The 22,394-nt window shown below is 71.5% G+C and carries 21 protein-coding genes and 2 pseudogenes; 9 read left to right on the forward strand and 14 right to left on the reverse strand.

Features of this window, described 5'->3' with window-relative positions:
- The 10 genes and pseudogenes from JF597_RS41375 to JF597_RS41420 all read right to left on the reverse strand — a co-directional run.
- Positions 1–187: pseudogene (locus JF597_RS41375) on the reverse strand (chitinase); the annotation flags it as partial.
- Positions 184–1,470 (reverse strand): transposase, encoded by a 1,287-nt coding sequence (locus JF597_RS41380; RefSeq protein ID WP_294008843.1) that lies wholly within the window; start codon positions 1,468–1,470, stop codon positions 184–186. The pseudogene JF597_RS41375 and the gene JF597_RS41380, both read right to left, overlap by 4 nt.
- Before the next feature lie 79 nt (positions 1,471–1,549).
- Positions 1,550–1,747 (reverse strand): annotated as a pseudogene (locus tag JF597_RS41385) (chitinase); the annotation flags it as partial.
- Between the two features lie 248 nt (positions 1,748–1,995).
- Positions 1,996–2,439 carry a hypothetical protein gene (locus JF597_RS41390; RefSeq protein ID WP_294008845.1) on the reverse strand — a complete coding sequence of 148 codons (444 nt, stop codon included), beginning with the start codon at positions 2,437–2,439 and terminating at the stop codon, positions 1,996–1,998.
- 126 nt (positions 2,440–2,565) lie between these two features.
- Positions 2,566–3,993: an FAD-dependent oxidoreductase gene (locus tag JF597_RS41395; protein WP_294008847.1), complete on the reverse strand. Its 1,428-nt coding sequence runs from the start codon at positions 3,991–3,993 to the stop codon at positions 2,566–2,568.
- 33 nt (positions 3,994–4,026) lie between these two features.
- Positions 4,027–4,827, reverse strand: a complete 801-nt coding sequence (locus JF597_RS41400; protein ID WP_294008849.1) for an ABC transporter permease — start codon at positions 4,825–4,827, stop codon at positions 4,027–4,029.
- A complete protein-coding gene (locus tag JF597_RS41405; RefSeq protein ID WP_294008851.1) occupies positions 4,828–5,760 on the reverse strand; it encodes an ABC transporter permease in 933 nt (310 codons plus the stop codon). It lies immediately after the preceding gene.
- A complete protein-coding gene (locus JF597_RS41410) occupies positions 5,760–6,905 on the reverse strand; it encodes an ABC transporter ATP-binding protein (protein ID WP_294008853.1) in 1,146 nt (381 codons plus the stop codon). Before JF597_RS41410 ends, JF597_RS41405 begins: the two co-directional genes overlap by 1 nt.
- A 5-nt stretch (positions 6,906–6,910) precedes the next feature.
- The gene (locus tag JF597_RS41415) at positions 6,911–8,146 is read right to left on the reverse strand and encodes a spermidine/putrescine ABC transporter substrate-binding protein (protein ID WP_294008855.1); all 1,236 of its coding nucleotides are present in this window, start codon (positions 8,144–8,146) and stop codon (positions 6,911–6,913) included.
- 54 nt (positions 8,147–8,200) lie between these two features.
- Positions 8,201–9,736 (reverse strand): gamma-aminobutyraldehyde dehydrogenase, encoded by a 1,536-nt coding sequence (locus JF597_RS41420; protein ID WP_294008858.1) that lies wholly within the window; start codon positions 9,734–9,736, stop codon positions 8,201–8,203.
- Between the two features lie 209 nt (positions 9,737–9,945).
- On the opposite strand from JF597_RS41420, the gene JF597_RS41425 reads away from it, so the two are divergent.
- Entirely contained in the window at positions 9,946–10,560 is a 615-nt protein-coding gene (locus JF597_RS41425; protein WP_294008860.1) for an NADAR family protein, read from the forward strand.
- 137 nt (positions 10,561–10,697) lie between these two features.
- Here JF597_RS41425 and JF597_RS41430 read toward each other — a convergent pair whose 3' ends face one another.
- Positions 10,698–11,453: a DUF4190 domain-containing protein gene (locus JF597_RS41430; protein WP_294008862.1), complete on the reverse strand. Its 756-nt coding sequence runs from the start codon at positions 11,451–11,453 to the stop codon at positions 10,698–10,700.
- 107 nt (positions 11,454–11,560) lie between these two features.
- Here JF597_RS41430 and JF597_RS41435 point away from each other — a divergent pair, with 107 nt between their 5' ends.
- Both JF597_RS41435 and JF597_RS41440 read left to right on the forward strand, forming a co-directional pair.
- Positions 11,561–12,697: an adenosine deaminase gene (locus tag JF597_RS41435; protein ID WP_294008899.1), complete on the forward strand. Its 1,137-nt coding sequence runs from the start codon at positions 11,561–11,563 to the stop codon at positions 12,695–12,697.
- A 76-nt stretch (positions 12,698–12,773) separates the two neighbouring features.
- A complete protein-coding gene (locus tag JF597_RS41440; RefSeq protein WP_294008865.1) occupies positions 12,774–13,451 on the forward strand; it encodes a glycerophosphodiester phosphodiesterase in 678 nt (225 codons plus the stop codon).
- Between the two features lie 30 nt (positions 13,452–13,481).
- On the opposite strand, the gene JF597_RS41445 is transcribed toward JF597_RS41440, so the two are convergent.
- Positions 13,482–15,179 (reverse strand): sigma-70 family RNA polymerase sigma factor, encoded by a 1,698-nt coding sequence (locus tag JF597_RS41445; protein ID WP_294008867.1) that lies wholly within the window; start codon positions 15,177–15,179, stop codon positions 13,482–13,484.
- Positions 15,180–15,586: 407 nt separating this feature from the next.
- Between JF597_RS41445 and JF597_RS41450 the strand changes: the two genes are divergently transcribed.
- The 4 genes from JF597_RS41450 (at position 15,587) to JF597_RS41465 (ending at position 19,728) form a co-directional block, all read left to right on the forward strand.
- Positions 15,587–16,753 carry a serine hydrolase domain-containing protein gene (locus tag JF597_RS41450; protein ID WP_294008869.1) on the forward strand — a complete coding sequence of 389 codons (1,167 nt, stop codon included), beginning with the start codon at positions 15,587–15,589 and terminating at the stop codon, positions 16,751–16,753.
- Positions 16,754–16,904: 151 nt separating this feature from the next.
- Positions 16,905–17,630 (forward strand): response regulator transcription factor, encoded by a 726-nt coding sequence (locus tag JF597_RS41455; protein ID WP_294008871.1) that lies wholly within the window; start codon positions 16,905–16,907, stop codon positions 17,628–17,630.
- Positions 17,631–17,747: 117 nt separating this feature from the next.
- Positions 17,748–19,451, forward strand: a complete 1,704-nt coding sequence (locus tag JF597_RS41460; RefSeq protein ID WP_294008873.1) for an NAD-dependent malic enzyme — start codon at positions 17,748–17,750, stop codon at positions 19,449–19,451.
- A gap of 124 nt (positions 19,452–19,575) precedes the next feature.
- Positions 19,576–19,728 carry a hypothetical protein gene (locus JF597_RS41465; RefSeq protein ID WP_294008875.1) on the forward strand — a complete coding sequence of 51 codons (153 nt, stop codon included), beginning with the start codon at positions 19,576–19,578 and terminating at the stop codon, positions 19,726–19,728.
- A 31-nt stretch (positions 19,729–19,759) separates the two neighbouring features.
- Here the strand turns inward: JF597_RS41465 and JF597_RS41470 are convergent, their stop codons facing one another.
- Together JF597_RS41470 and JF597_RS41475 are read right to left on the reverse strand one after the other, a co-directional pair.
- The gene (locus JF597_RS41470) at positions 19,760–20,284 is read right to left on the reverse strand and encodes a DUF3291 domain-containing protein (RefSeq protein WP_294008877.1); all 525 of its coding nucleotides are present in this window, start codon (positions 20,282–20,284) and stop codon (positions 19,760–19,762) included.
- 47 nt (positions 20,285–20,331) lie between these two features.
- The gene (locus JF597_RS41475; RefSeq protein ID WP_294008879.1) at positions 20,332–21,015 is read right to left on the reverse strand and encodes a transcriptional regulator; all 684 of its coding nucleotides are present in this window, start codon (positions 21,013–21,015) and stop codon (positions 20,332–20,334) included.
- Between the two features lie 249 nt (positions 21,016–21,264).
- Here JF597_RS41475 and JF597_RS41480 point away from each other — a divergent pair, with 249 nt between their 5' ends.
- Both JF597_RS41480 and JF597_RS41485 read left to right on the forward strand, forming a co-directional pair.
- Positions 21,265–21,504, forward strand: a complete 240-nt coding sequence (locus JF597_RS41480; RefSeq protein WP_294008881.1) for a hypothetical protein — start codon at positions 21,265–21,267, stop codon at positions 21,502–21,504.
- Complete coding sequence (locus JF597_RS41485) at positions 21,501–22,388, forward strand: sugar phosphate isomerase/epimerase (protein ID WP_294008883.1); 888 nt, start codon at positions 21,501–21,503, stop codon at positions 22,386–22,388. Before JF597_RS41480 ends, JF597_RS41485 begins: the two co-directional genes overlap by 4 nt.
- Positions 22,389–22,394: the final 6 nt, after the last annotated feature.

The following is a 22,394-nucleotide window of genomic DNA, read 5'->3' on the forward strand; positions in this document are numbered from 1 at the left end:
GGCAGTCCAGGGCCTTGGTGACCTCGGACGGGGCCAGGTAGCCGTTGCCCGCGTTCGTCGACGCCGGCATGCCGATCGCGATCTGGTCGGGGCGCAGCGGCGGGAAGACGTTGCCGGCGTCGCCCGCCACCGGGAAGCCGGTGAGCAGCATGTCGGTCATGGCGATTTGCCATCCTCCCCCTCCTAGAAGAGAGGGATTCCAACCCAGGCGGGTTGAGGTTCACGGGCGCTCGAACAGCTGGTGGCCGCTGTCACCCCTCCGGCACCGGCTGTCTGCCGGGGGCGAGGGATCCCGCCCTGTCCTGCCGCGACGTTCATACTTGCGTTCTCATCCGCGTTGCAGGTGAACCCGCAGGACACGCAGACGAAGTCGGCTTGGCTCTTGCGCGACTTCTTCTCGATCCAACCGCAGGCACTGCACCGCAGACTGGTGAAAGGTGCGGGCACATCCTCGACCCGACCCGGAGCCTTCTGCTCCGTGCGCCGCCTCAACAGGCCCCACCCCTGAGCGAGAACGGCCCTGTTCAGTCCAGCCTTCTGCCGAACGTTGCTGCCAGGCTGCTCAGCAGTCCCCCTCGCCGAGCGAGTCATATTCTTGATGTTCAGCTTCTCGAACCGCACCAGACCGTACGATCCGGCGAGCATCGTGCTGGTCTTCTCACACCAGTCCTTGCGCCGGTCGGCCTCGCGCGCCTTCAACCGGGCGGCCTTCGCGTACTCAGCAGTCTTGACGTCACTGCCCTTCGGGGCACGGGCGGCACGCCGCTGGTGCTTGCGGACCTGCGCGCGCTCCCTGACCGTGAGCTGTGGGCAGTTCAGCTTTCGGCCGTCGGACAGAGCGGCCGTGATGGTCACACCCCGGTCGATGCCGATGACCTCGCCCGTCGTCGGCGCGGCGATCGCTTCGGGTATTGCGGCGAACGCAACGTGCCACTGTCCGTTGCGGAAGGTGACCCGAAACGTCTTCGCCGCGGGCAGTTCGGGACGGGTGAGGCGGAAACGCACCCAGCCACAGCCAGGAACCTTCACCCGCGCCCACCGCCGGTTCAGCCTCTGTACCACGACTGAGCGTCCCATGACCTGCTTGCCCTTGGCGTTCAACTTCGGGCTGCCGTCCGGTTCGAACTCCGGGACACGGTCAGTACCGACGACCCTAAAGCCCTCGTGCACATGTTTTCTGCGCCAGGTCGGCTCACCGAATCCCGAGGTGAAGCGCGCGTTCTTGGCTGCGGCGAAGTCCCTCAGAGCCTGCTGCTGCACATCCACGTTCCCCGTACCGAGCCACGCGTTTTCACGCCGGGCCTCGGTCAGTTGACGGCACTGATCCGCCAAACCTGGCGCGGCTCTGCGCCCGGGGCGCCAGTACGCGTGCTGCTCGACCGCAAGGTTCCACACATACCGGGCGTGCGCACAGTGCAGCAGCATCTGCTGCTCCTGTACGGGCGTCGGGTACAGGCGGAAACGGGACATGTCGCGAACCTAGCCACCCCATTCCCCGCCCGCTCACGCCTTCGATCAACATCACCCACGAGAGTGACCGACACGTCCTGCCGGCCGGGGTCGCCAGCAGCGCCGAACTCCCGCTGTGTACAGGCGAGTTGACCGTCGTGCCGCTGCCCGCCATGCAGGTCCAGCCGGAGAGACCCGATTCGAACCCGCCGTTGACGGCGAGTTCCGCGTCGGCCGCACGGGCGGCCGACGAGAGAGCGGTGATACCGGGTACGGCCAGCAACGCGGCCGTGAGCATGGTGAGGACAGGTCTCGCGCGAACCACAAGCGCCTCCGGGGATGGGGGATTTGGAGGTGGGGTGCGCACTCAACTTGGTCCAGACCAATCCACCTGTCAAGAGCGAGGGCCCTTCACGGCCGCCCGCAGGACAACGCCCCGAAAGGGGCGCTGGGGGTACCCCCGGCCGAAGGCTGGGGGAGGAACTGCGCGAACAACCCCCACGCACCCGCGGCCGACCGACAACCGGCACCCGCCGCGGCGCCTGGTCACCCGTCGGCCAAGCCGGCGGCAGCCTCATGCATCGCCAGCTCCAGCAGCCCCGGATCCGTCAGCGTCCCCGACCCGTCCGGCGCCACCAGCCACCGCACTCCCCGGGTCGACCGGCCCGGATACGGCACGACGATCCAGGTACCGGCCCCCGCCGTGCGGATCCCGGTGCCGAGCCACCGGGCCGCCGTGCCGGGCGGCACGAAGAAGCCCACCCGGTCGTCCCCGAAGTCGGCCAGGACAGGCCCCGGCCGGTCGAGGACGCGGGTGAGCACGTCGAGAGTCGGATAGCCGAGCCCGCCCGGCAGGATCAGCACATCCCAGGCCCTGCCGGCGGGGAGCAGGGCGACCCCCAGCGGGTTGCGCTCCCATTCCCAGCGGCAGGCCTCGGGATCCGGTGCGACGGATGCCAGCCACTCGACCGCCGTCTTCGCCCCAGTCATCAGAAGACCTCCCCGTCTCGCTCGTCGACGCGGGCTCGCGTCACGGGGAGAGAGGGAGGTCGTCCGGGGGCATTACGCGGGTTTCGGCACCCTGTCGAAGTGAGCTGGGTCACACACCGGGCCGGCTCAGCTGTCGAAGCCCAGCCCCAGCCGGTCCATCGTCCGCAGCCACAGGTTGCGGCGCCCGCCGTGGGCGTCCGCGCGGGCCAGGGACCACTTGGTGAGGGCGATGCCCGTCCAGGCGAACGGTTCGGGCGGGAACGGCAGCGGTTTCTTGCGGACCATCTCCAGCCGGGTGCGCTCGGTCTCCTCCCCGGCCAGCAGGTCCAGCATCACGTCGGCGCCGAACCGGGTGGCGCCGACGCCCAGGCCGGTGTACCCGGCCGCGTACGCGACGCGCCCCTGGTGCGCGGTGCCGAAGAACGCCGAGAAGCGCGAGCAGGTGTCGATCGCGCCGCCCCACGCGTGCGTGAAGCGGACGCCCTCCAACTGCGGGAAGCAGGTGAAGAAGTGTTCGGCGAGCTTGAGATAGGTCTCCGGACGGTCGTCGTACTCGCGGCGCACCCGGCCGCCGTAGTGGTGGATGGCGTCGTAGCCGCCCCACAGGATGCGGTTGTCGGCGGACAGCCGGAAGTAGTGGAACTGGTTGGCGGAGTCCCCGAGGCCCTGCCGGTTCTTCCAGCCGATCGCGCCGAGTTGCTCCGCGGTGAGCGGCTCGGTCATCAGGGCGTAGTCGTAGACCGGGACGGTGTAGGCGCGGACCCGCTTGAGCAGGTTCGGGAAGATGTTGGTGGCGAGCGCGATCTGCCGGGCGCGGACGGTGCCGTACGGGGTGCGTACGGCCATGCCGGCGCCGTAGGCCTTCAGGTCGAGGGCGGGCGTGTGTTCGTACACCCGGACGCCGAGCGCGCGGCAGGCCTGCTTGAGGCCCCAGGCGAGCTTGGCCGGGTGCAGCATGGCCACGCCCCGGCGGTCGTACAGGCCCGCCTCGAAGGTGGGCGAGGCGACCTGCTCGCGCACCGCGTCGGCGTCGAGGAACTCGATGCCGTCGGCGAGGCCCCGCTGCTCCAGTCGCCGGTGCCAGTCGCGCAGCGCCCAGGCCTGGTACGTCTCGGTGGCCACGTCGATCTCGCCGGTGCGCTCGAACTCGCAGTCGATGCCGTGCCGGGCGACGCCGGCCTCGATCTCGTCGAGGTTGCGCAGGCCCAGCTCCTGGAGCCGGTGGATCTCCTCGGGCCAGCGGGCGAGCCCGTTGGGCAGCCCGTGGGTGAGGGAGGCGGCGCAGAAGCCGCCGTTGCGGCCCGAGGCGGCCCAGCCCACCTCGTGGCCTTCCAGCAGGACCACCTCGCGCCCGGGGTCGCGCTCCTTGGCGTTGAGCGCGGTCCACAGTCCGCTGTAGCCGCCGCCGACGACCAGCAGGTCGCAGGTGTCGGCGCCGGTGAGCGCGGGCTCGGGGTGGGGCTTGCCGGGGTCTTCGAGCCAGTACGGGACCGGCTGTGCTTCGGAGAGAGACTTGGTCCAATTTGCCTGACGGCTCATGGCGCTTGGGGCCATGATTTTCAACTCCCTACAGAGTCAATTAAAGGGCTATGCCTTTTGCCTGTTGCGGCGGTTGTTGACGAGCATCGATGCCAGGACGAACAGTACGGCGACCAGGAACATGGCCGTACCGATGACGTTGATCTGGACGGGCGTGCCGCGCTGTGCCGAACCCCAGACGAACATGGGGAAGGTGACGGTGGAGCCCGCGTTGAAATTGGTGATGATGAAATCGTCGAAGGAGAGCGCGAAGGACAGCAGCGCGCCCGCCGCGATTCCGGGGGCCGCGATGGGGAGGGTGACCCTGAGGAACGTCTGCGCCGGTCCGGCGTAGAGGTCCCGGGCGGCCTCCTCCAGGCGCGGGTCCATCGACATCACGCGCGCCTTGACCGCGGTGACGACGAAGCTGAGGCAGAACATGATGTGGGCGATCAGGATGGTGTAGAACCCCAGCTGGGCGCCCATGTTGAGGAACAGGGTGAGCAGCGAGGCCGCCATGACGACCTCGGGCATCGCCATCGGCAGGAAGATCAGCGAGTTGACGGCGCCGCGGGCGCGGAACCGGTAGCGGACCAGCGCGAAGGCGATCATCGTGCCGAGCACGGTGGCGCCGATCGTCGCCAGCGCGGCGATCCGGAGGCTGATGGAGAGCGAGCCGCACATGTCGGCGACCCCGCACGGCTGCTTCCAGGCGTCCAGCGAGAACTGCTGCCATTCGTAGTTGAAGCGCCCCTTCGGTTTGTTGAAGGAGAACACCGTGACGATGACGTTCGGAAGCAGAAGATATCCGAGCGTCAGGAGTCCCGCGATGACGACGAGATTCTTCTTGAGCCAGTTGACGAAGGGCATTTAGACCAGATCCTCCGTCCCGGACCGGCGAATGTAGATCGTGACCATGGCGAGGATCGCCGCCATGAGGATGAAGGACAGCGCGGCCGCCGTCGGGTAGTCCAGGATCCGCAGGAACTGCGTCTGGATCACGTTGCCGATCATGCGGGTGTCGGTGGAGCCGAGGAGTTCGGCGTTGACGTAGTCGCCGGCCGCCGGGATGAAGGTCAGCAGGGTGCCGGAGACCACGCCCGGCATCGACAGCGGGAAGGTGACCTTCCGGAACGTCGTCCACGGCTTGGCGTACAGGTCGCCGGCGGCCTCGTGCAGCCGGCCGTCGATCCGCTCCAGCGAGGTGTAGAGCGGCAGGATCATGAACGGCAGGAAGTTGTACGTCAGACCGCAGACCACGGCGAGCGGCGTGGCCAGCACACGGTCGCCGGCCGTCCAGCCGAGGAAGTCGGTGACGCTCAGGATGTGCAGCGAGTTCAGGGCGTGCACGACCGGGCCGTTGTCGGCGAGGATCGTCTTCCAGGCCAGGGTGCGGATCAGGAAGCTGGTGAAGAACGGCGCGATCACCAGGACCATGATCAGGTTCCGCCAGCGACCGGCGCGGAAGGCGATCAGGTAGGCCAGCGGGTAGCCGAGCAACAGGCAGAGGATCGTGGCCGCCGCCGCATAGAAGACGGACCGCAGGAACTGCGGCCAGTACTCGCTCAGCGCGTCCCAGTAGGTCGCGAAGTGCCAGGTGACCTTGTAGCCCTCTTCCAGGGAACCCGTCTGGACCGACGTGGACGCCTGGTAGATCATCGGCAGCGCGAAGAACACGACCAGCCAGAGGATGCCGGGGAGCAGCAGCCAGTACGGGGTGAAGCGGCCGCGCCTGCGCGGTGGCTTCTGCGCCTCGGGGGCGGCGGGCGCCAGCGGCGGGGGCGCCTCGGAGAGCGTGGCCATCAGGCGGCCTCCTCCTCGGTGCCGGCGTCGATGTCCTGGGCGGCGTCGAGGCCGAAGGTGTGGGCCGGGCTCCAGTGCAGGACGACGTCGGCACCGGGGACGAGCCGCCCGTCGCGTTCGACGTTCTGCACGTACACCGCGAACTCGTCGCAGACCGGGCTGTCGATGACGTACTGCGTGGAGACGCCGATGAAACTGGCGTCGACGACCTTGCCGGTGATCCGGTTGCGGCCCTCGGGGATGGAGCCCGCGTCGTCGGCGTGGGTGAGGGAGATCTTCTCGGGGCGGATCCCGACCAGCACCTTGCCGCCGGTCGTGGTCGGCGCCGAACACCGGGCCTCGGGCAGCACCAGCTTCCCGCCGCCGGCCTTGAGGACGATGTCGTCCCCGCTCTTCGTGTCGACCTCTGCCTCGATGAGGTTCGAGGTGCCGAGGAAGTTCGCGACGAACGTGGTGTTCGGGTTCTCGTAGAGGTCGGCCGGCGAGCCGAGCTGCTCGACGCGCCCCGCGTTCATCACGGCGACCGTGTCGGCCATGGTCATGGCCTCCTCCTGGTCGTGCGTGACGTGCACGAAGGTGATGCCGACCTCGGTCTGGATCCGCTTGAGCTCCAGCTGCATCTGGCGGCGCAGCTTGAGGTCGAGGGCGCCGAGCGGCTCGTCGAGGAGGAGCACCTTGGGGTGGTTGATCAGCGCGCGGGCCACCGCGACGCGCTGCTGCTGGCCGCCGGAGAGCTGGTGCGGCTTCTTGCGCGCCTGCTCGCCGAGCTGGACCAGCTCCAGCATGTCCTCGACCTGCTTCTTCACGCTCTTGATGCCGCGCCGGCGCAGGCCGAAGGCGACGTTCTCGAAGATGTCGAGGTGGGGGAAGAGGGCGTACGACTGGAAGACCGTGTTCACCGGCCTCTTGTACGGCGGTAGATGGGTGACGTCCTGGTCGCCGAGGTGCACGGTGCCGGTGGTCGGCTCCTCCAGTCCCGCGATCATGCGCAGGGTGGTGGTCTTGCCGCAGCCGGAGGCACCGAGGAGAGCGAAGAAGGAGCCCTGCGGCACGGTCAGGTCCATCGGCTGTACGGCGGTGAAGCCGTTGTCGTAGGTCTTGCCGATGCCGGTGAGGCGGACGTCGCCGCTGCTGTCTGTCGTCATTCTCGTCACGCCCCTGTGAGCTTCGCGAACTTCTGCTGGTAGGCCGTCTCTTCCTTCGAGCTCAGGGCGCGGAAGGCATGGGACCTGGCCTGCATGGCTTTGTCGGGCACGATCAGCGGGTTGCTCGCCGCCGACTTGTCGATCTTGGCAAGGTACGGCTGCACGCCCGCGACCGGACTGACGTAGTTCACGTAGGCGGAGAGTTCGGCGGCCGGTTCGGGCTCGTAGTAGTAGTCGATGAGCCGCTCGGCGTTCGTCTTGTGGCGCGCCTTGTTGGGGATCATCATGTTGTCGGTCGACGTCATGTAGCCGCTGTCCGGGATGACGTAGCCGACGTCCGGGTTGTCGGCCTGGAGCTGCACGATGTCGCCGCCCCAGGCGACGCAGGCCGCCAGGTCGCCCTTGCTGAGGTCCGAGGTGTAGTCGTTGCCGGTGAACCGGCGGATCTGCCCCTTGTCGACGGCCTTCTGGAGCCGGGCGATCACCGCGTCGTAGTTGTCGTCGGTGAACTTCGCCGGGTCGATGCCCATGTCGAGCATGGTCATGCCGACGGTGTCGCGCATCTCGGTCAGCAGCCCGACCCGGCCCTTGAGTGCGGGGTTGTCGAGCAGGTCGGAGACCGACTTCACCTCGACGCCGTTCAGCGCCTTCTTGTTGAAGGCGACGACCGTCGAGATGCCCTGCCAGGGGTACGAGTAGGCGCGGCCCGGGTCCCAGTCGGGGGCGCGGAACTGGTCCGACAGGTTGGCGAAGGCGTGCGGCAGGTTGGACGCGTCCAGCTTCTGGACGTAGCCGAGCCGGATCATGCGGGCGGCCAGCCAGTCGGTGAGGACGATCAGGTCGCGGCCGGTGTCCTGGCCGGCGGCGAGCTGCGGCTGGATCTTGCCGAAGAACTCGTCGTTGTCGTTGATGTCCTCGGTGTACTTCACCGTGATGCCGGTCCGCTTGCGGAACGCGTCCAGCGTCGGATGCTTCTTCCCGCTGTCGTCGACGTCGAGGTACTCGGGCCAGTTGGAGAAGTTGACGACCTTCTCCGTGGCCGAGTGGTCGTCGGCGGAGACCCCGCCCTGGGACTTGCCGGCCGCGGGGATGCCGCAGGCGCTCAGCGCCCCGACGCCGCCCACCGCGAGCGCGCCGCCCAGGAAGGACCGGCGGGCCAGGGCGGCCCGGCCGGTGCGGAGACTGCGCCGCATGGCGGCCACTTCGACCGGGGTCGGGCGGTGGGACTCGTACTGCCTCATGCGCTAGATGCCCTTTCGGGAAGGAGGCCGCCTGACGAACGGCCGAAGATCTGACTATCGGTCCCCGAAGATCGTGCGGTGCCAGTCCTTCCGCGCCACCGCCGTATTGTCGAACATAACGTGCTTGACCTGCGTGTACTCCTCGAACGAGTACGACGACATGTCCTTGCCGAAGCCGGACGCCTTGTAGCCGCCGTGCGGCATCTCGCTGATGATCGGAATGTGGTCGTTGACCCACACGCACCCCGCCTTGATCTCGCGGGTCGCGCGGTTCGCCCGGTAGACGCCGCTGGTCCACGCGGAGGCTGCCAGACCGTAGGGGGTGTCGTTGGCCAGCCGGATTCCCTCATCATCACCGTCGAACGGCAGGACGACCAGCACCGGCCCGAAGATCTCGGACTGGACGATCTCGCTGTCCTGCGGTGCGTCGGCGATCAGGGTCGGCCGGTAGTACGCGCCGCTCTTCAGCTCGTCCTGCGGCGGCTCGCCGCCGGTCACCACGCGCGCGTAGCCGCGCGCCCGCTCCACGAACCCGGCGACCCGGTCCCGCTGCGCGTGTGAGATCAGCGGCCCGAGATCGGTACCGGGTGCGAACGGGTCCCCCAGCCGCACGGTCTCCATCAGGGCGGCCGTCCGCTCCACGAAGGCCTCGTAGAGCGGCCGCTGCACGTACGCGCGCGTGGCGGCGGTGCAGTCCTGCCCGGTGTTGATGAGCGCACCCGCGACGGCGCCGTTGACGGCCGCCTCCAGGTCCGCGTCGTCGAAGACCACGAACGGCGCCTTGCCGCCGAGTTCCAGGTGCAGCCGCTTCACGGTCGCGGTGGCGACCTCGGCGACCCGCTTGCCGACACCGGTGGACCCGGTGAAGGAGGTCATGGCCACGTCGGGGTGCCCGACGAGGTGCTCGCCGGCCACCCGCCCCGTGCCCGTGACGATGTTGATCACCCCGTCCGGGATCCCGGCGAGCGTGGCGGCCTCGGCGAACAGGAGCGAGGTCAGCGGGGTGAGTTCGGCCGGCTTCAGCACGATGGTGTTGCCGGCGGCGATCGCCGGGAGGAACTTCCAGGCGGCCATCTGGAGCGGATAGTTCCAGGGCGCGATCGACCCGACGACGCCGATGGGCTCGCGGCGGACGTACGACGTGTGGTCGCCGGAGTACTCGGCGGCGGCCTGCCCCTGCAGGTGCCGGGCGGCACCGGCGAAGAACGCGGTGTTGTCGATGGTCCCCGGCACGTCGAACTCACGCGTCAGCTTCAGCGGCTTGCCGCACTGGAGGGACTCGGCACGGGCGAATTCCTCGGCGCGGTCGGCGAGCACGGCGGCGAACCGGTGCAGGGCGTCCGACCGGTCGCCGGGGGTGGTCGCGGCCCAGCCGGGGAAGGCGGCCTTCGCGGCGGCCACGGCTCGGTCGACGTCCTCGGTGCCGGCCAGCTCGTACGTGTACACGTCCACGCCGGTGGCCGGGTCGACGACGGCGTGCGTACGACCCGACGTGCCCTTGGCGAACCGGCCCGCGATGTACTGCGCGCCGCCCGCGAGCCGCTCCTGCGCGGGGAAGGTCTCCGGGGTGGCGGTGCCCGGGTTGTCCATGTCGCTTCTCCTCCGCCGTCACCCCGCCCCGGGAGGCGGGTGGCGTAGCTCCGGCTCGATTTGACTGCCGATCCTGACAGAGCAAGGGGCGACCAACAAGTGATTCCGTTGTTGCCTTTTGGTTACGCGACGGAATCTGTCGACCGGGTGTCGAGTCAGGAGGTAAAAGGCAGGACGGAGTGTCAGTGGTGGCTGCCAGACTGGCGTGCATGGCGAAGATCGATTCTGTGGAGGCCCTGATCAGGGCGGTCCGGGCGGGGGCCAGGATCAAGTACCTGCACTTCTGGGGACACCGGGCGCTGCCGGACGGCCGGGTCTCGGCGAGCTGCCTGAGCCAGTGGTCGCCGTCACCCTTCGTGGTCGACGGTGTCGAGTACGCGACCGCCGAGCACTGGATGATGGCGGGAAAGGCCCGGCTGTTCGGGGACGCGGAGGCCGAGCGGGCGGTCCTGGCGGCGACGCACCCCGCCGCGGCGAAGAAGGCGGGCCGACTGGTCCGGGGCTTCGACGAGGCGACCTGGCAGCGGGAACGCCTCGGCATCGTGACCGAGGGCAGCGTGCACAAGTTCACCGCCGACGCCGGCCTCCGCGACTTCCTGCTGGCGACCGGCGACCGCGTCCTGGTGGAGGCCAGCCCGGTGGACCGGGTATGGGGCATCGGCCTGGCGGCGACGGACACGGGGGCAGAGGACCCGGAGCAGTGGAAGGGGCTGAACCTCCTGGGCTTCGCGCTGATGGCGGCGAGAGAGCGCTTGGAAAGAGAGGGGAATGCTTCCCGTCTGAAGGACGCGGCACCCGTACCCGACGGGTCCAGCCCCACCTGAAGGGGCGCTGGGCTTCTGTCCGACGGGACCGGCCTTACCCAGGGGGCGCTGGGGGTGCCCCCGGCCGAAGGCTGGGGGAGGAACTGCGCGACCAGCCCCCACCCACCCGCACTCGGCCACCCACCGCACCACCCGAGCTATTGTCCCTGGCTCCCCGCCACCACGATCAGCGTGATGAACGCCGCCGCAAGCACCAGCCCCGCCGACCCGCAGATGATCCCGGCCAGCGCCTGCCCACCGTTCGTGGCCTGGCCTCGTCCGACCCGGGCCCGCCCGATCGTCCCCAGCACGATGCCCAGCACCCCCAGCACCAACGCGACCGGCGCCAGGCAGAACCCGATCGCGCTGATGATCCCGGTCACCATGGCGGCCGTCCCCAGCCCGTTGTCGGGCGCCGGCTGCATCCCTGGCCAGCCTCCGTACCCCCCGGGCCCCGCCGGGTACGAGGGCAGCGGCGTGCCGGGGTAGCCGTACGGCACCGGCACCGGCACCGGCCCCGGTCCGTTCGGGGCGATCGGCGGTGGCGGCACCGCCGCACTCCGCGGCTGCTGCGCCACAGGCGGCGCGTACGGGTTCGGCGGCGCATGGGGGCTCGGCGGCGCGTACGGGTTCGGCGGCGCATGGGGGCTCGGCGCCGCGAAGGGGTTCGCCGGCGGAGCCGGGGGCGGGCCGGACGGCGCGGCGAAGGGGTTGGCCCAGCCCTGCGGCGGCGCGCCGGCCGAGATGCCCGGCCCGGGTGTCTCCACGACCGTCGGCTGGTCATGAACCGTCGGCGGTGTCACCGGCGCCGGCGGTGTCACCGGCGCCGCCGACGCCGCCGGCCCGGCCCCCTCCCCGCCGGCCTCCCCCTTGTCCAGCCGTACCTTCGGAGCCTCCGGCACCTCGTCAGCCATCGTGCGACGTCCCCCTCCTCCTGCGCGCATGCCGCCGTCATGCTACGGCCCGGCCGCCCGCCGGTCCGCGGCCCGGCCTACGATGACCCCGAGTCACCGATCAGCCGATCACCGCGCAGGGCCCCACGGCCGTACCCGCCGCAGGCGGCCCGCGCCGTTCCGGGGAGGAACCCTTGACCGACCGCCACACCGACCCCGCCGCCCTGCGCGACACGCGCGACGTGCACGCATTCATCGCGGGGCTGCCCAAGGCCGAACTGCACGTCCACCACGTCGGCTCCGCCTCCCCCCGCATCGTGTCGGAACTGGCCGCCCGGCACCCCGACTCCAAGGTCCCGACCGACCCCGAGGCCCTGGCCGACTACTTCACCTTCACGGACTTCGCCCACTTCATCGAGGTCTACCTCTCGGTCGTCGACCTGATCCGCACGCCCGAGGACGTACGGCTGCTCACCTACGAGGTGGCCCGCGACCTGGCCCGCCAGCAGGTGCGCTACGCCGAGCTGACGATCACCCCGTTCTCGTCCACCCGGCGCGGGATCGACGAGCGGGCCTTCATGGACGCGATCGAGGACGCGCGGAAGGCCGCGGAGGCCGAGTTCGGCACGGTGCTGCGCTGGTGCTTCGACATCCCGGGTGAGGCGGGTCTGGAGGCCGCCGAGGAGACGGCACGGCTGGCGACCGACGACCGCCTGCGCCCGGAGGGCCTGGTCTCGTTCGGTCTCGGCGGTCCCGAGATCGGCGTGCCGCGGCCGCAGTTCAAGCCGTACTTCGACCGGGCGATCGCGGCCGGCCTGCGCTCCGTCCCGCACGCGGGCGAGACCACCGGCCCCGGCACGGTCTGGGACGCGCTGACCCACCTGGGCGCCGAGCGCATCGGCCACGGCACCAGCTCCGCGCAGGACCCGAAGCTCCTCGCCCACCTCGCCGAGCACCGCATCGCGCTGGAGGTGTGCCCGACCTCCAACATCGCCACCCGCGCGGTCCGCACCCTCGACGAGCACCCGATCAGGGAGTTCGTGGCCGCGGGTGTCCTGGTCACGGTCAACTCCGACGACCCGCCGATGTTCGGCACCGACCTCAACAACGAGTACGCGGTCGCCGCCCGTCTCCTCGGCCTCGACGAGCGCGGCCTCGCGGACCTCGCGAAGAACGCGGTGGAGGCGTCCTTCCTGGACGTGACGGGCAAGGCGAGGATCTCCGCCGAGGTCGACGCGTACACGAAGGCGTGGCTCGCCCCCTGACGAGCCCTGTGGAACCTCGGCGGAACCCCTGCGGAACCTCTGCGGAACCCCTGCCGGGCCCTGAGAACATGGACCCATGCAGACCGTGACCGCCGTGGCCCACCGCGGCGACCCCTACCACTTCCGCGAGAACACGCTCGACTCCCTGCGTTCCGCGCTCCAACGGGGCGCGGACGCGGTGGAGACCGACGTGCGGCTCACCCGTGACGGCGTTCCCGTCCTCCTGCACGACAAGACGCTCAAGCGGCTGTGGGAGCACGACCGCCCGCTGCACGCCCTGTCGGCGGACGAGGTGCGGGGCCTCACCGCGGGCGGTGTCCCGACCCTCGCCGATGCGCTGGCGGCGACGGAGGGCGGCCGGGTGATGATCGACCTGCCCGGGGAGCCGGGCGAGCAGGCGGTGGCGAGTATCGTGGCCGTGGCCCGGGAGTGCGACGCGACGGACCGCGTCTACTACACGGGGGACGCCGTCGCGATGCTCGCGGTCCGCGCGGCCGAGCCGTCCGCCGAGATCGCCCTGACCCGCAAGACCCTCGCGCCGACCCGCCCCGCGCTCCTGGACGTGATCCGCCCGCGTTACCTGAACTACCGCTTCAGCCTGCTCGATCCCGAACTGGTCGAGCACGTCCACCACACCGGCTACCTGGTCTCCTGCTGGACCCCGGACACCCGCCGTTCGATGCGCCGTCTGCTGGACATGGGCGTCGACTCGATCACCACGAACAGGGTGGACGTACTCGGCGCCCTTCGCTGACGGCTCCCGCCGGCCCGCGCCAGACCCGCGCTAGACCCGCGAGCGTTGAGCCACCGTCGCCGGATCGGCGGGCACCGACCGCGTCGCATACTGCGGAACCGGTGCCGCGTCCGTCCCGTCGTCCCGCACCGTCCCGTACCGGATCGCCCCCTCAGGAGGCCCGGACAGCACGTCCTTCTCCACCGCGTCCCACGACGACGGGAAGACGCTCACCCCGTAGTCGGCCCCGCGTTCGTTCACCGTGAACGTGACGCTGCCGTCGACGTAGTAGTACTCGTTCTGCCACATCTGCTGGGCGCCGGCGGGCAGCACGGCGTACCCGGTCGAGGAGCTTCCCATCCCCGTCGCGGACGTGTCCGTCGTACTCACCCGGTCGTCCATGCGCCGCCCGCCCCCCGACGCCACATGGAAGATCTTCCCCTTCAGCCCGGTCCAGGACGGCATGACCAGGCTCCCGGCCCGGTACTGCGGTGAGATCTGCCAGCGGACCAGCACATAGCCCTGCCCGCTGAGCGTCACGCTGTCCCCGCGATGGTTCAGCACCGCGTGCGCCCCGCCGCTGCTGGTGATCCCGCCCTCCGGCCGGTGCGGCAGCGCACCCGGCTTCGCGTCCGGGGCCGGGGCGGTGTCGACCGTGTCGACGACCGAGCCGTAGACCGCCGTCCCCGCCGAGGCCGACGCGGACGGCGACGGAGACGGAGAGGGCGAGGTGGAAGGGGACGGCGAGGAAGTGGTCACCGGTGCCTGCGGTACCGCGCGCGAGACGGCCGCCGTCGGCGACACGGCGGTCCGCGGTGCCCGGTCGTGCGGCGTCTGTACGACGACGTACGCGCCGCCCGCCACGATCGTCGCCCCGGCGGTCACCGCCACGGCCGGCTTGGTCAGGACGCCGAGCACCTTCGCCGACCACCCGGCCGTCGTCGCGGAGGCGGCCGCCACCGCCGTCTTGCCGCCGAGCGCCAGGGACAGCGTGAAGCCGACCGGCACCGGGACCAGGGCGATCCCGACCAGCAGCCGTTCCGCCGGTACGACGGGATCGCGGGTGTCGCCGCAGTAGCCGCAGCCGCGGATGTGCCGGGCCAGCCGCTTGCGCCAGACGGAGTCGGGCCGCCCGTCCCAGCGGCCGGTCAGCTCGCGCAGCTCGGGGCAGGCCCCGTCCAGCGCGCGCACGATCCCCCGCGAGGTCTCCAGCCGCTCCTTCATCCGCTGGACCCGGACGGCGGCGTGCTGCCGGCTGATGCCGACGGCCGCCGCCAGTTCGCGCCGGGTGAGTTCACCGGAGACCTCCAGCCACCACAGCGACACCAGCTGCCGGTCCTCGGCGTCCAGCCAGCGCACGGCCTCCGCGACCTCACGCCGCTGCCCTTCCAGCTGGAGCCGCAGGACGGTCAGTTCGGCGAAGTCGGCGGTGCCGTCCGGGACCGCCTCGTCCAGTTTCCGGTCCTGCCTGCGGCGCGCCCGGTCCCGGATCTGCCGCATGGCGATCGCCACCAGCCAGGACCGGAAGCTGTCCGGGTCGCGCAGGGTGCCGAGGTTGTCGACGGCGCGCAGCATGGTCTCCTGGACGACGTCGTCGACGTCGGCGTGACCGTTGAGGGCCCGGCCGACCACGTTGTAGACCAGTGGCAGCCAGCCCGCGACCAGTTCGTCGAGCGCGCGCCGGTCGCCGGCCTGCGCGGCCGCGACCGTGGCCCGCCACTGCCGCGACACCGGCACGTCCGTTCTCATGACCGCACCCTCTCAGCCGGGGCGGTGGCCTTGGCAATGTCGGGGATCACAGTGTGGAGACGGAGTACGGGGTGCCGGGATAACACTTTTTTCGTCCCTGCTCTCCTCCCACCGGCACCGCCGGTGTCGTCCCACCGGCACCGCCGGTGTCGTAGAGCTTCGTGGCCTTGATCCCGCCGTCCGCCACGGGCCGGGCCGACGGGCGGCGGCAACGGTGCGAGCACCGCCTCCGCGGCGTCAGGAATCTCCCTCCCTAGGGGCCTGCCCCCATAACTCCCCTACTTTTCGGTCTAGTTGATGGGCTGCGTCTCAGGGGCGCAGGCCCTCCTCGCCGACGATCCGGGCGGCCGCTGTGCTCGCGGAGGATGGCCGGGCCCCCCACCCCTCCTCTCCCCTGGAGCCCGCACATGCGTGTCCGCACCCGGAGCACCGCCCTCGCCGCCTCCCTCGTACTGGCTCTGGCGGCCGGCCCCCTGGTGGTCCCCGCCGTCGCGGCCTCGGCCCCCGCCGCCCGGGCCGCCGACGCCGGGAACGCCACCGGCCCGGACGCCGAGGCGCTGCGCGCCGCGATCGCCGGGTTGCCCGACGCGGACGCCACCGCGGCGCTCGTCAGGGTCGGGGGCACCGACGGTGTCTGGCGCGGCAGCACGGGCGTGCACGACCTGGCGAGCGGCCGGGCCGCCGACCCGGACGCCCGCTTCCGGGCCGGTTCCACGACGAAGGTGGTGACCGCGGCGCCCGTACTGAAGCTGGCGGCACAAGGCAGGATCGACCTCGGCCGGCCCGTCCAGCGCTACCTCCCGGGCCTGTTCACCCCCACCTTCCGGCCCATCACCGTCCGGCAGTTGCTGAACCACACCAGCGGCATCCAGGCGGGCGACGGCTGGGGCGACTCCTTCGCGGCGCAGTACGCGCACCGCTTCGACACGCTCACCCCGGCGCAGGTGGTGCGGTCGGCGGTGGCGAAGGGGCCGGAGTTCGCGCCGGGGACGCGGCAGGACTACCTGAACATCAACTACACCGTGCTGGGGCTGCTGATCGAGAAGGTGACCGGGCGGCCGTACGCCTCGGTGGCCGAGCGGCTGGTCCTGCGCCCCGCGGGGATGCGGGACACCTACTTCCCCGGCGCCGACCCGCGCATCCGCGGCCCGCACAACCACGGCTACCAGAAGGTGACGAGGGCCGACGGGACGACCGGGTTCGTGGACGTCACCGAGTGGAACCAGGCGGACCGGTTCGCGGCCGGGGACATGATCTCCACCACCGCCGACCTGGAGCGACTGCTCACCTCCCTCTTCCGCGGGCGGATCGTGCCGCCGGGACCGCAGCTGGAGGAGATGTTCACCGTCCCGGCCGGCATCGAGGGCGCCACCTACAGCGCCGGGCTCCAGCGCTTCGCCCACGCGGGCCGGGTGTACTGGGTGAAGTCGGGCTCCCGGTACGGCTACAGCGCGGTCCTCGCCGGAACCCGGGACCTGAGCCGGACCCTCGTCTACTCCGTGAACGCGACCGACGCGAAGGGCGAGGACACCAACCCGGTCGCCGAGCGGATAGCGCTGGCCGCGCTCAAGTAGGGCAGGCCGGGGCGCGGGCGGCCTGGGCAGGCGCCGTGGCCACGGCGTACGACGCCGGAGGGTCCGGGCCGAGGGGGACCCCCTCTCCCGGTGCGGCGGGGCCAGGCGTAGCATGTGAACGAAACAGTTTCGTTCACGGAACGGACCTCGCATGGAGAAGACAGGCACGGTCTCCGTACTCGTCGTCAACGACCAATCCCTCCAGCGCCTCGCCCTGCGCATGCTCCTCACCGCCGAGCCGGGACTGACGGTCGTCGGGGAGGCGGCGGACGGGGACGAGGCGATCCGTGCGAGCGCCGCGCTCCGCCCCGACGTCGTCCTCATGGACAGCCGGCCGTCCCGGGCGGACGCCATCGACACCATCAGGTGCATCGCCCGCCCCACCGCCCGGACCCCCACCCCCTCCCCCGGCTTCACCGACGAGGCGGCGGCCTCCCCCGCTCCCCGGGTCCTGATGCTGACCGCGGCCGAGCAGGAGGCGGACGCCTGGGCGGCCCTGCGGGCGGGCGCCGGCGGCTTCCTGCTCAACGACGCCGACCCGGCCGAACTGACCGCGGCGATCCGGGTGGTGGCCGCCGGCGACGCCGTCATCACGCCCGGCCTGACCCGCGCGCTCATCGACGCCGTCCGCCAGCAGCACACCGTCCGCCCCCTCCCCCGCACCCCGGGGCCCGGCGCCCTCACCGGGCGCGAACGCGACGTCCTGATCGCGGTCGCCTCCGGCTGGACCAACGCCGAGATCGCCCAGTGGCTGTCCATCGCCCCGACCACCGTGAAGACCCACGTCAGCAACGTCCTCGCGAAGATCGGCGCTCGCGCCCGGGTGCAGGCGGTGGCCTTCGCCTACGAGTCGGGGCTGATCCGGCCGGCGGCCTGAGGCGCACAAGGCGGCGGCCGGGACCGAGGCCCACCGGCGTCACGAGCTCCCCGGAAGCGACCCGGAGCGTCCCGCACGCGATCCTGGAAGCGATACGGAAACGGCAAGGAGCCGATCATGACGACCCAGTGGAATTCCGGCGAGGGGCGCATCGAGACCACCGCCCGCGGCCGTGCCGTGCTCTCCCAGCCTCGCCTCAACCGGGGCACCGCCTTCACTCCCGAGGAGCGGCGGATGCTGGGCCTGGTGGGCCTGGTGCCGCCGGCGGTGCTGACCCTGGAGCAGCAGGCCGAACGGGCGTACCAGCAGTACGCCGCACAACCGACCGACCTGGCCAAGAACGTCAACCTCACCGCGCTGCACGACCGCAACCAGGTGCTCTTCTACCGCCTGCTCGGCGACCACCTCGACGAGATGCTGCCCATCGTCTACACCCCGACGGTCGGCAAGGCGATCCAGCGCTACAGCAACGAGTACCGGCGCCCGGCCGGCGTGTACCTGTCGGTGCACGCCCCGGAGGAGATCGAGGGCGCGCTCACGGCCTCCGGCCTGGGCCCGGACGACGTGGACCTGATCGTCGCCACGGACGGCGAGGCGATCCTCGGCATCGGCGACTGGGGGGTGGGCGGCATCGACATCTCGGTGGGCAAGCTCGCCGTCTACACCGCCGCCGCCGGCATCGACCCGAACCGCACCCTCGCGGTCATGCTGGACGTCGGCACCAACCGCCAGGAGCTCCTCGACAACCCGCTCTACCTCGGCAACCGGCACCCGCGCGCGGACCGGGAGACGTACGACGCCTTCATCGACGCCTACGTCACCACCGCCCGCCGGCTCTTCCCGCACGCCCTGCTGCACTGGGAGGACTTCGGCCCCGCCAACGCCCGCCGCATCCTCGAGCGCTACCGCCCGACCGAGTTCACCTTCAACGACGACGTGCAGGGCACCGGTGCCGTCAACCTCGCGGCGGTGCTCTCCGGGGTGAGGGCCAGCGGCATCCCGCTGCGCGACCACCGGGTGGTGATCTTCGGCGCGGGCACCGCGGGTATCGGCATCGCCGACCAGCTGCGGGACGCCATGGTCGCCGACGGCCTGACCGCGGAGGAGGCCACCGCCCGCATCTTCGGCGTCGACCGCCACGGCCTGCTCACCGGGGACCAGCAGGACCTGCGCGACTTCCAGGTCCGCTACGCCCGCCCGGCCGCCGAGGTCGCCGACTGGCAGCAGGACGAGGAGGTGGGCGGCATCGCACTGGCCGAGGTCGTCGCACGGGTCCGGCCGACGGTCCTGATCGGCACCTCCGGGCAGGGCGGCTCCTTCACCGAGGAGATCGTCCGTACGATGGCCGCCCACGCCGAGCGGCCGATCATCCTGCCGATGTCCAACCCGACGGACCTGGCCGAGGCGGTCCCCGCCGACCTGCTGGCCTGGACCGACGGCCGCGCCCTGATCGCCACCGGCAGCCCGTTCCGCCCGGTCGAGCAGGACGGGGTCCGGTACCTGATCGGGCAGGCCAACAACGCGCTGGTCTTCCCGGGCCTCGGACTCGGCGCGATCGTCGCCCGGGCCACCCGGGTTACCGACGGCATGCTGGTCGCGGCCGCGCACGCCGTCGCCGGGCAGACGGACGCCGACGGCCCCGGCGCGCCGATCCTGCCCCTCACCGACCAGCTGCGCGAGACCTCGGTGGCGGTCGCCGTGGCGGTGGCCCGCGCCGCGGCGGCCGACGGGGTGGCCGGCACGACCGTCGACGACACCATCGAGAAACGGGTCAGGGCCGCCGTGTGGCAGCCGGTCTACCCGCCCGTCAAGGCCGTCTGACCCGCCCCCCTCCGCCCGGAGCCGCCACAAGGGCACCTCCCTCGGCCACCGGATCCCGGGCCGGTGGCCGCCCTCGCGCGCCGCTGATCTTCACCGAGGTACAGGCCGACGCCGGCAGCGGGGCATGCCGCTCATCTCCGCGATCAGCGCCGCGTTCTGCCCGCTGACGGTGGTGCGGCCGGCCCCGCTGGGCGAGACCGGCCACACCGGCACGGGCACGGGCGCTCCGGCACGGCAGCCCGTCGACGGCCGGCCGGAGACCGCCCGGGCGTCCTGAGCCGCGATGGGGGGCGTCCGCCGAACGCCCCTCACCCGCGTCCGGCAGGAGCGGTACGGACGTCCGCGCCGGGGTGCTGCGCGAGAGCGGCCGCGGCCTCGTCCGCGGAGTAGGCGGAGGCGAAGGTGAAGGCGCGCGCCGAGGGTCCGTGCGCACGCAGGTCGGCCAGCCGTTCCAGGGCCTCGCCGGTGGTCGGCAGGTGACCGGCGGGGACCCACCAGAGCACCAGGTGCGCCTCGACGTGCCGCTCGAACCACTCGCGCCGGCGCCGCAGGACGTCCAGGTGCCCACTGCGGTAGGTGAAGCCCCACAGCGCGTCCTGCGTCTCCCACACCGTCAGGTTGACGATGACGTCCTCGCCCGCCGGGCGCAGGGCGGTGGCGTCGCTCGCCCCGTCCTCCACGAGCCGCCACACGAAGCCGGGCGCCTCGTCGGCAGCGGAGTTGACCGTGTCGAGCATCTCGACGAACGGCGCCATGCGCGGGTCGTCGAGGGGGAAGCGGAGCGTGGCGACATTCAGCTGGGCGAGGTGGGCTGCGTACGCGGATGCGGTCATGGCCTCATACCAGCACGCACCCCCTTCTATGTCAATCATCGTTGTTTTTAGAGTTCTTCGTCGGCGGCCTCCACCACCACGCAGCATTCGCCCGGCCGGGCGGCCATGCGCGCTCGGACCGCACCGCCGGTACCGAGCAACCCCTCCAGCAGGGCGAGGTTCATCCCGCACACGAGCGGCGGGAAGCGTTCGGCGACGGCGTGGAAGGGGCAGTTGCGCATCCGGACGACGGCCGAGGCCTCGGCGCCCGGGGCTCCCCCGGCGGCCTCCAGGTACGGTTCGTAACCGCGGGCCGCGAGCGTCTCCATGGCCGCCTCGAGGCTGCCGCAGGGCGCCGCCGAACCACGCAGGGCCTCGCCCCGGCGGTGCGCCGCCGCGCAGAGCCCGGCGTCCAGCCCCGCCTGCTCGGCTGCTTCGGCGAGCAACTCGGCGGCGGTGCGGTAGTCACGGGCGGGCAGCGACACCGCCCGCTCCTCCCGGGCCCGCGTGTACACCTTGGCCGGCCGGCCCGCGCCCGGTCCCGAGCGCCCGGTCAGCCGCCGGCTGCCGGTGTCGAGCAGCCCGGCCTCGGCCAGCCTGTCCAGGTGGTGCGCGGCGAGCGTGCGCGCCACGCCGGTGGCCTCGGCGGCCTCGTTGCGGCCGACCTCGCGTCCGCCCTGCGCGGCCACGTACTCGTACAGCCGGCGTCGCACCGGATCCTGCAACGCAGCGATCGCGTCGATGTCGTTCACCCGGCCATTCTAGGAACAACAGAGGTTGGAGATAGAACGGGCCGGGCCAGGAGCCGGTCCACCGGCATCGCCCGATGACGGGCAAATGACGGTCCTGATGATGGCCAATTGAGGGGTTCGAGGGCTTCACCAAATCCCTTCCCGACCCTAGCGTTGCGACCACGTGAACGGTCCGGCCGGCGGCGGTGCGGGACCGGTCGGTGCGTCGGGCACGGCCGCGTTCCGACAGTTTCCTGAACGGGGAGGGCGATGGCGCCCGTGGAGTTGCCGATCGGCCCGCGCTGCGGCCGGGGCTGCCGGTCCGCCGCGGAGCCGCGCCGCCCCCCGGACGACGGACCGGCCGTCCACCACCCGCTCTTCCGCCCCCCGGACGCCCTCCGCACCCGCGCCCGGACGGGTATGACCCGCCCGGCGACGACTCCGGTCCTCGTCGACGCCACCCCAGGCGTCACCGGCCCCCACTGGAACCACCGAAAGGCCACGGCATGACCACCCCACAGCTGAACCGGATCGCCGGCGCGCCCATCTCCTGGGGCGTGTGCGAAGTGCCCGGCTGGGGCTACCAGTTGACGCCCGAGCGGGTGCTGAAGGAGATGCGCGAGGTCGGTCTGGCCGCCACCGAGTTCGGCCCCGACGGGTTCCTGCCCGCCGCCCCGGAGGCGATGGCCCGCGTCCTGTCCGACCACGACCTGCACGCCGTCGGCGGTTTCACCCCGCTGCTGCTGCACGTCCCCGGCCACGACCCGCTGCCCGAGGCGGAACAGCTCCTGGCGAACTACGCGGCCTCGGACGCCGAGGTCCTCGTCCTGTCGGCCATCACCGGCCAGGACGGCTACGACTCCCGCCCGGAGCTGGACGCCGACGGCTGGAAGCTGCTCCTGTCCAACCTCGACCGGCTGACCGCACTGGCCGCCGAGCGCGGGGTACGGGCCGTCCTGCACCCGCACGTCGGCACGATGATCGAGAACGGCGACGAGGTCCGCCGGGTCCTGGAGGACTCGTCGATCTCCCTCTGCCTGGACACCGGCCACCTGCTCATCGGCGGCACCGACCCGGCGGAGCTGACCCGGCAGGCGCCCGAGCGGATCGCCCACACCCACATGAAGGACGTGGACGCCTCCCTCGCCGCCAAGGTCCAGTCCGGCCGTCTCACCTACACGGACGCCGTCCGCGCCGGCATGTACCGTCCGCTGGGCGCCGGCGACGTCGACGTCGAGGCCATCGTCACCCACCTCACCAGCCGCGGCTACGACGGCTGGTACGTCCTCGAACAGGACACCATCCTCACCGCGGAGCCGAAGGAGAAGGGCCCGGTCGAGGACGTGTGGGCCAGCGCCGAACACCTGCGCTCGGTACTGCGCGGCGCCGCGTAGCCCGCA

Origin of the sequence: Streptomyces sp. (assembly GCF_019510245.1) — a bacterium.
Classification (GTDB): domain Bacteria; phylum Actinomycetota; class Actinomycetes; order Streptomycetales; family Streptomycetaceae; genus Streptomyces.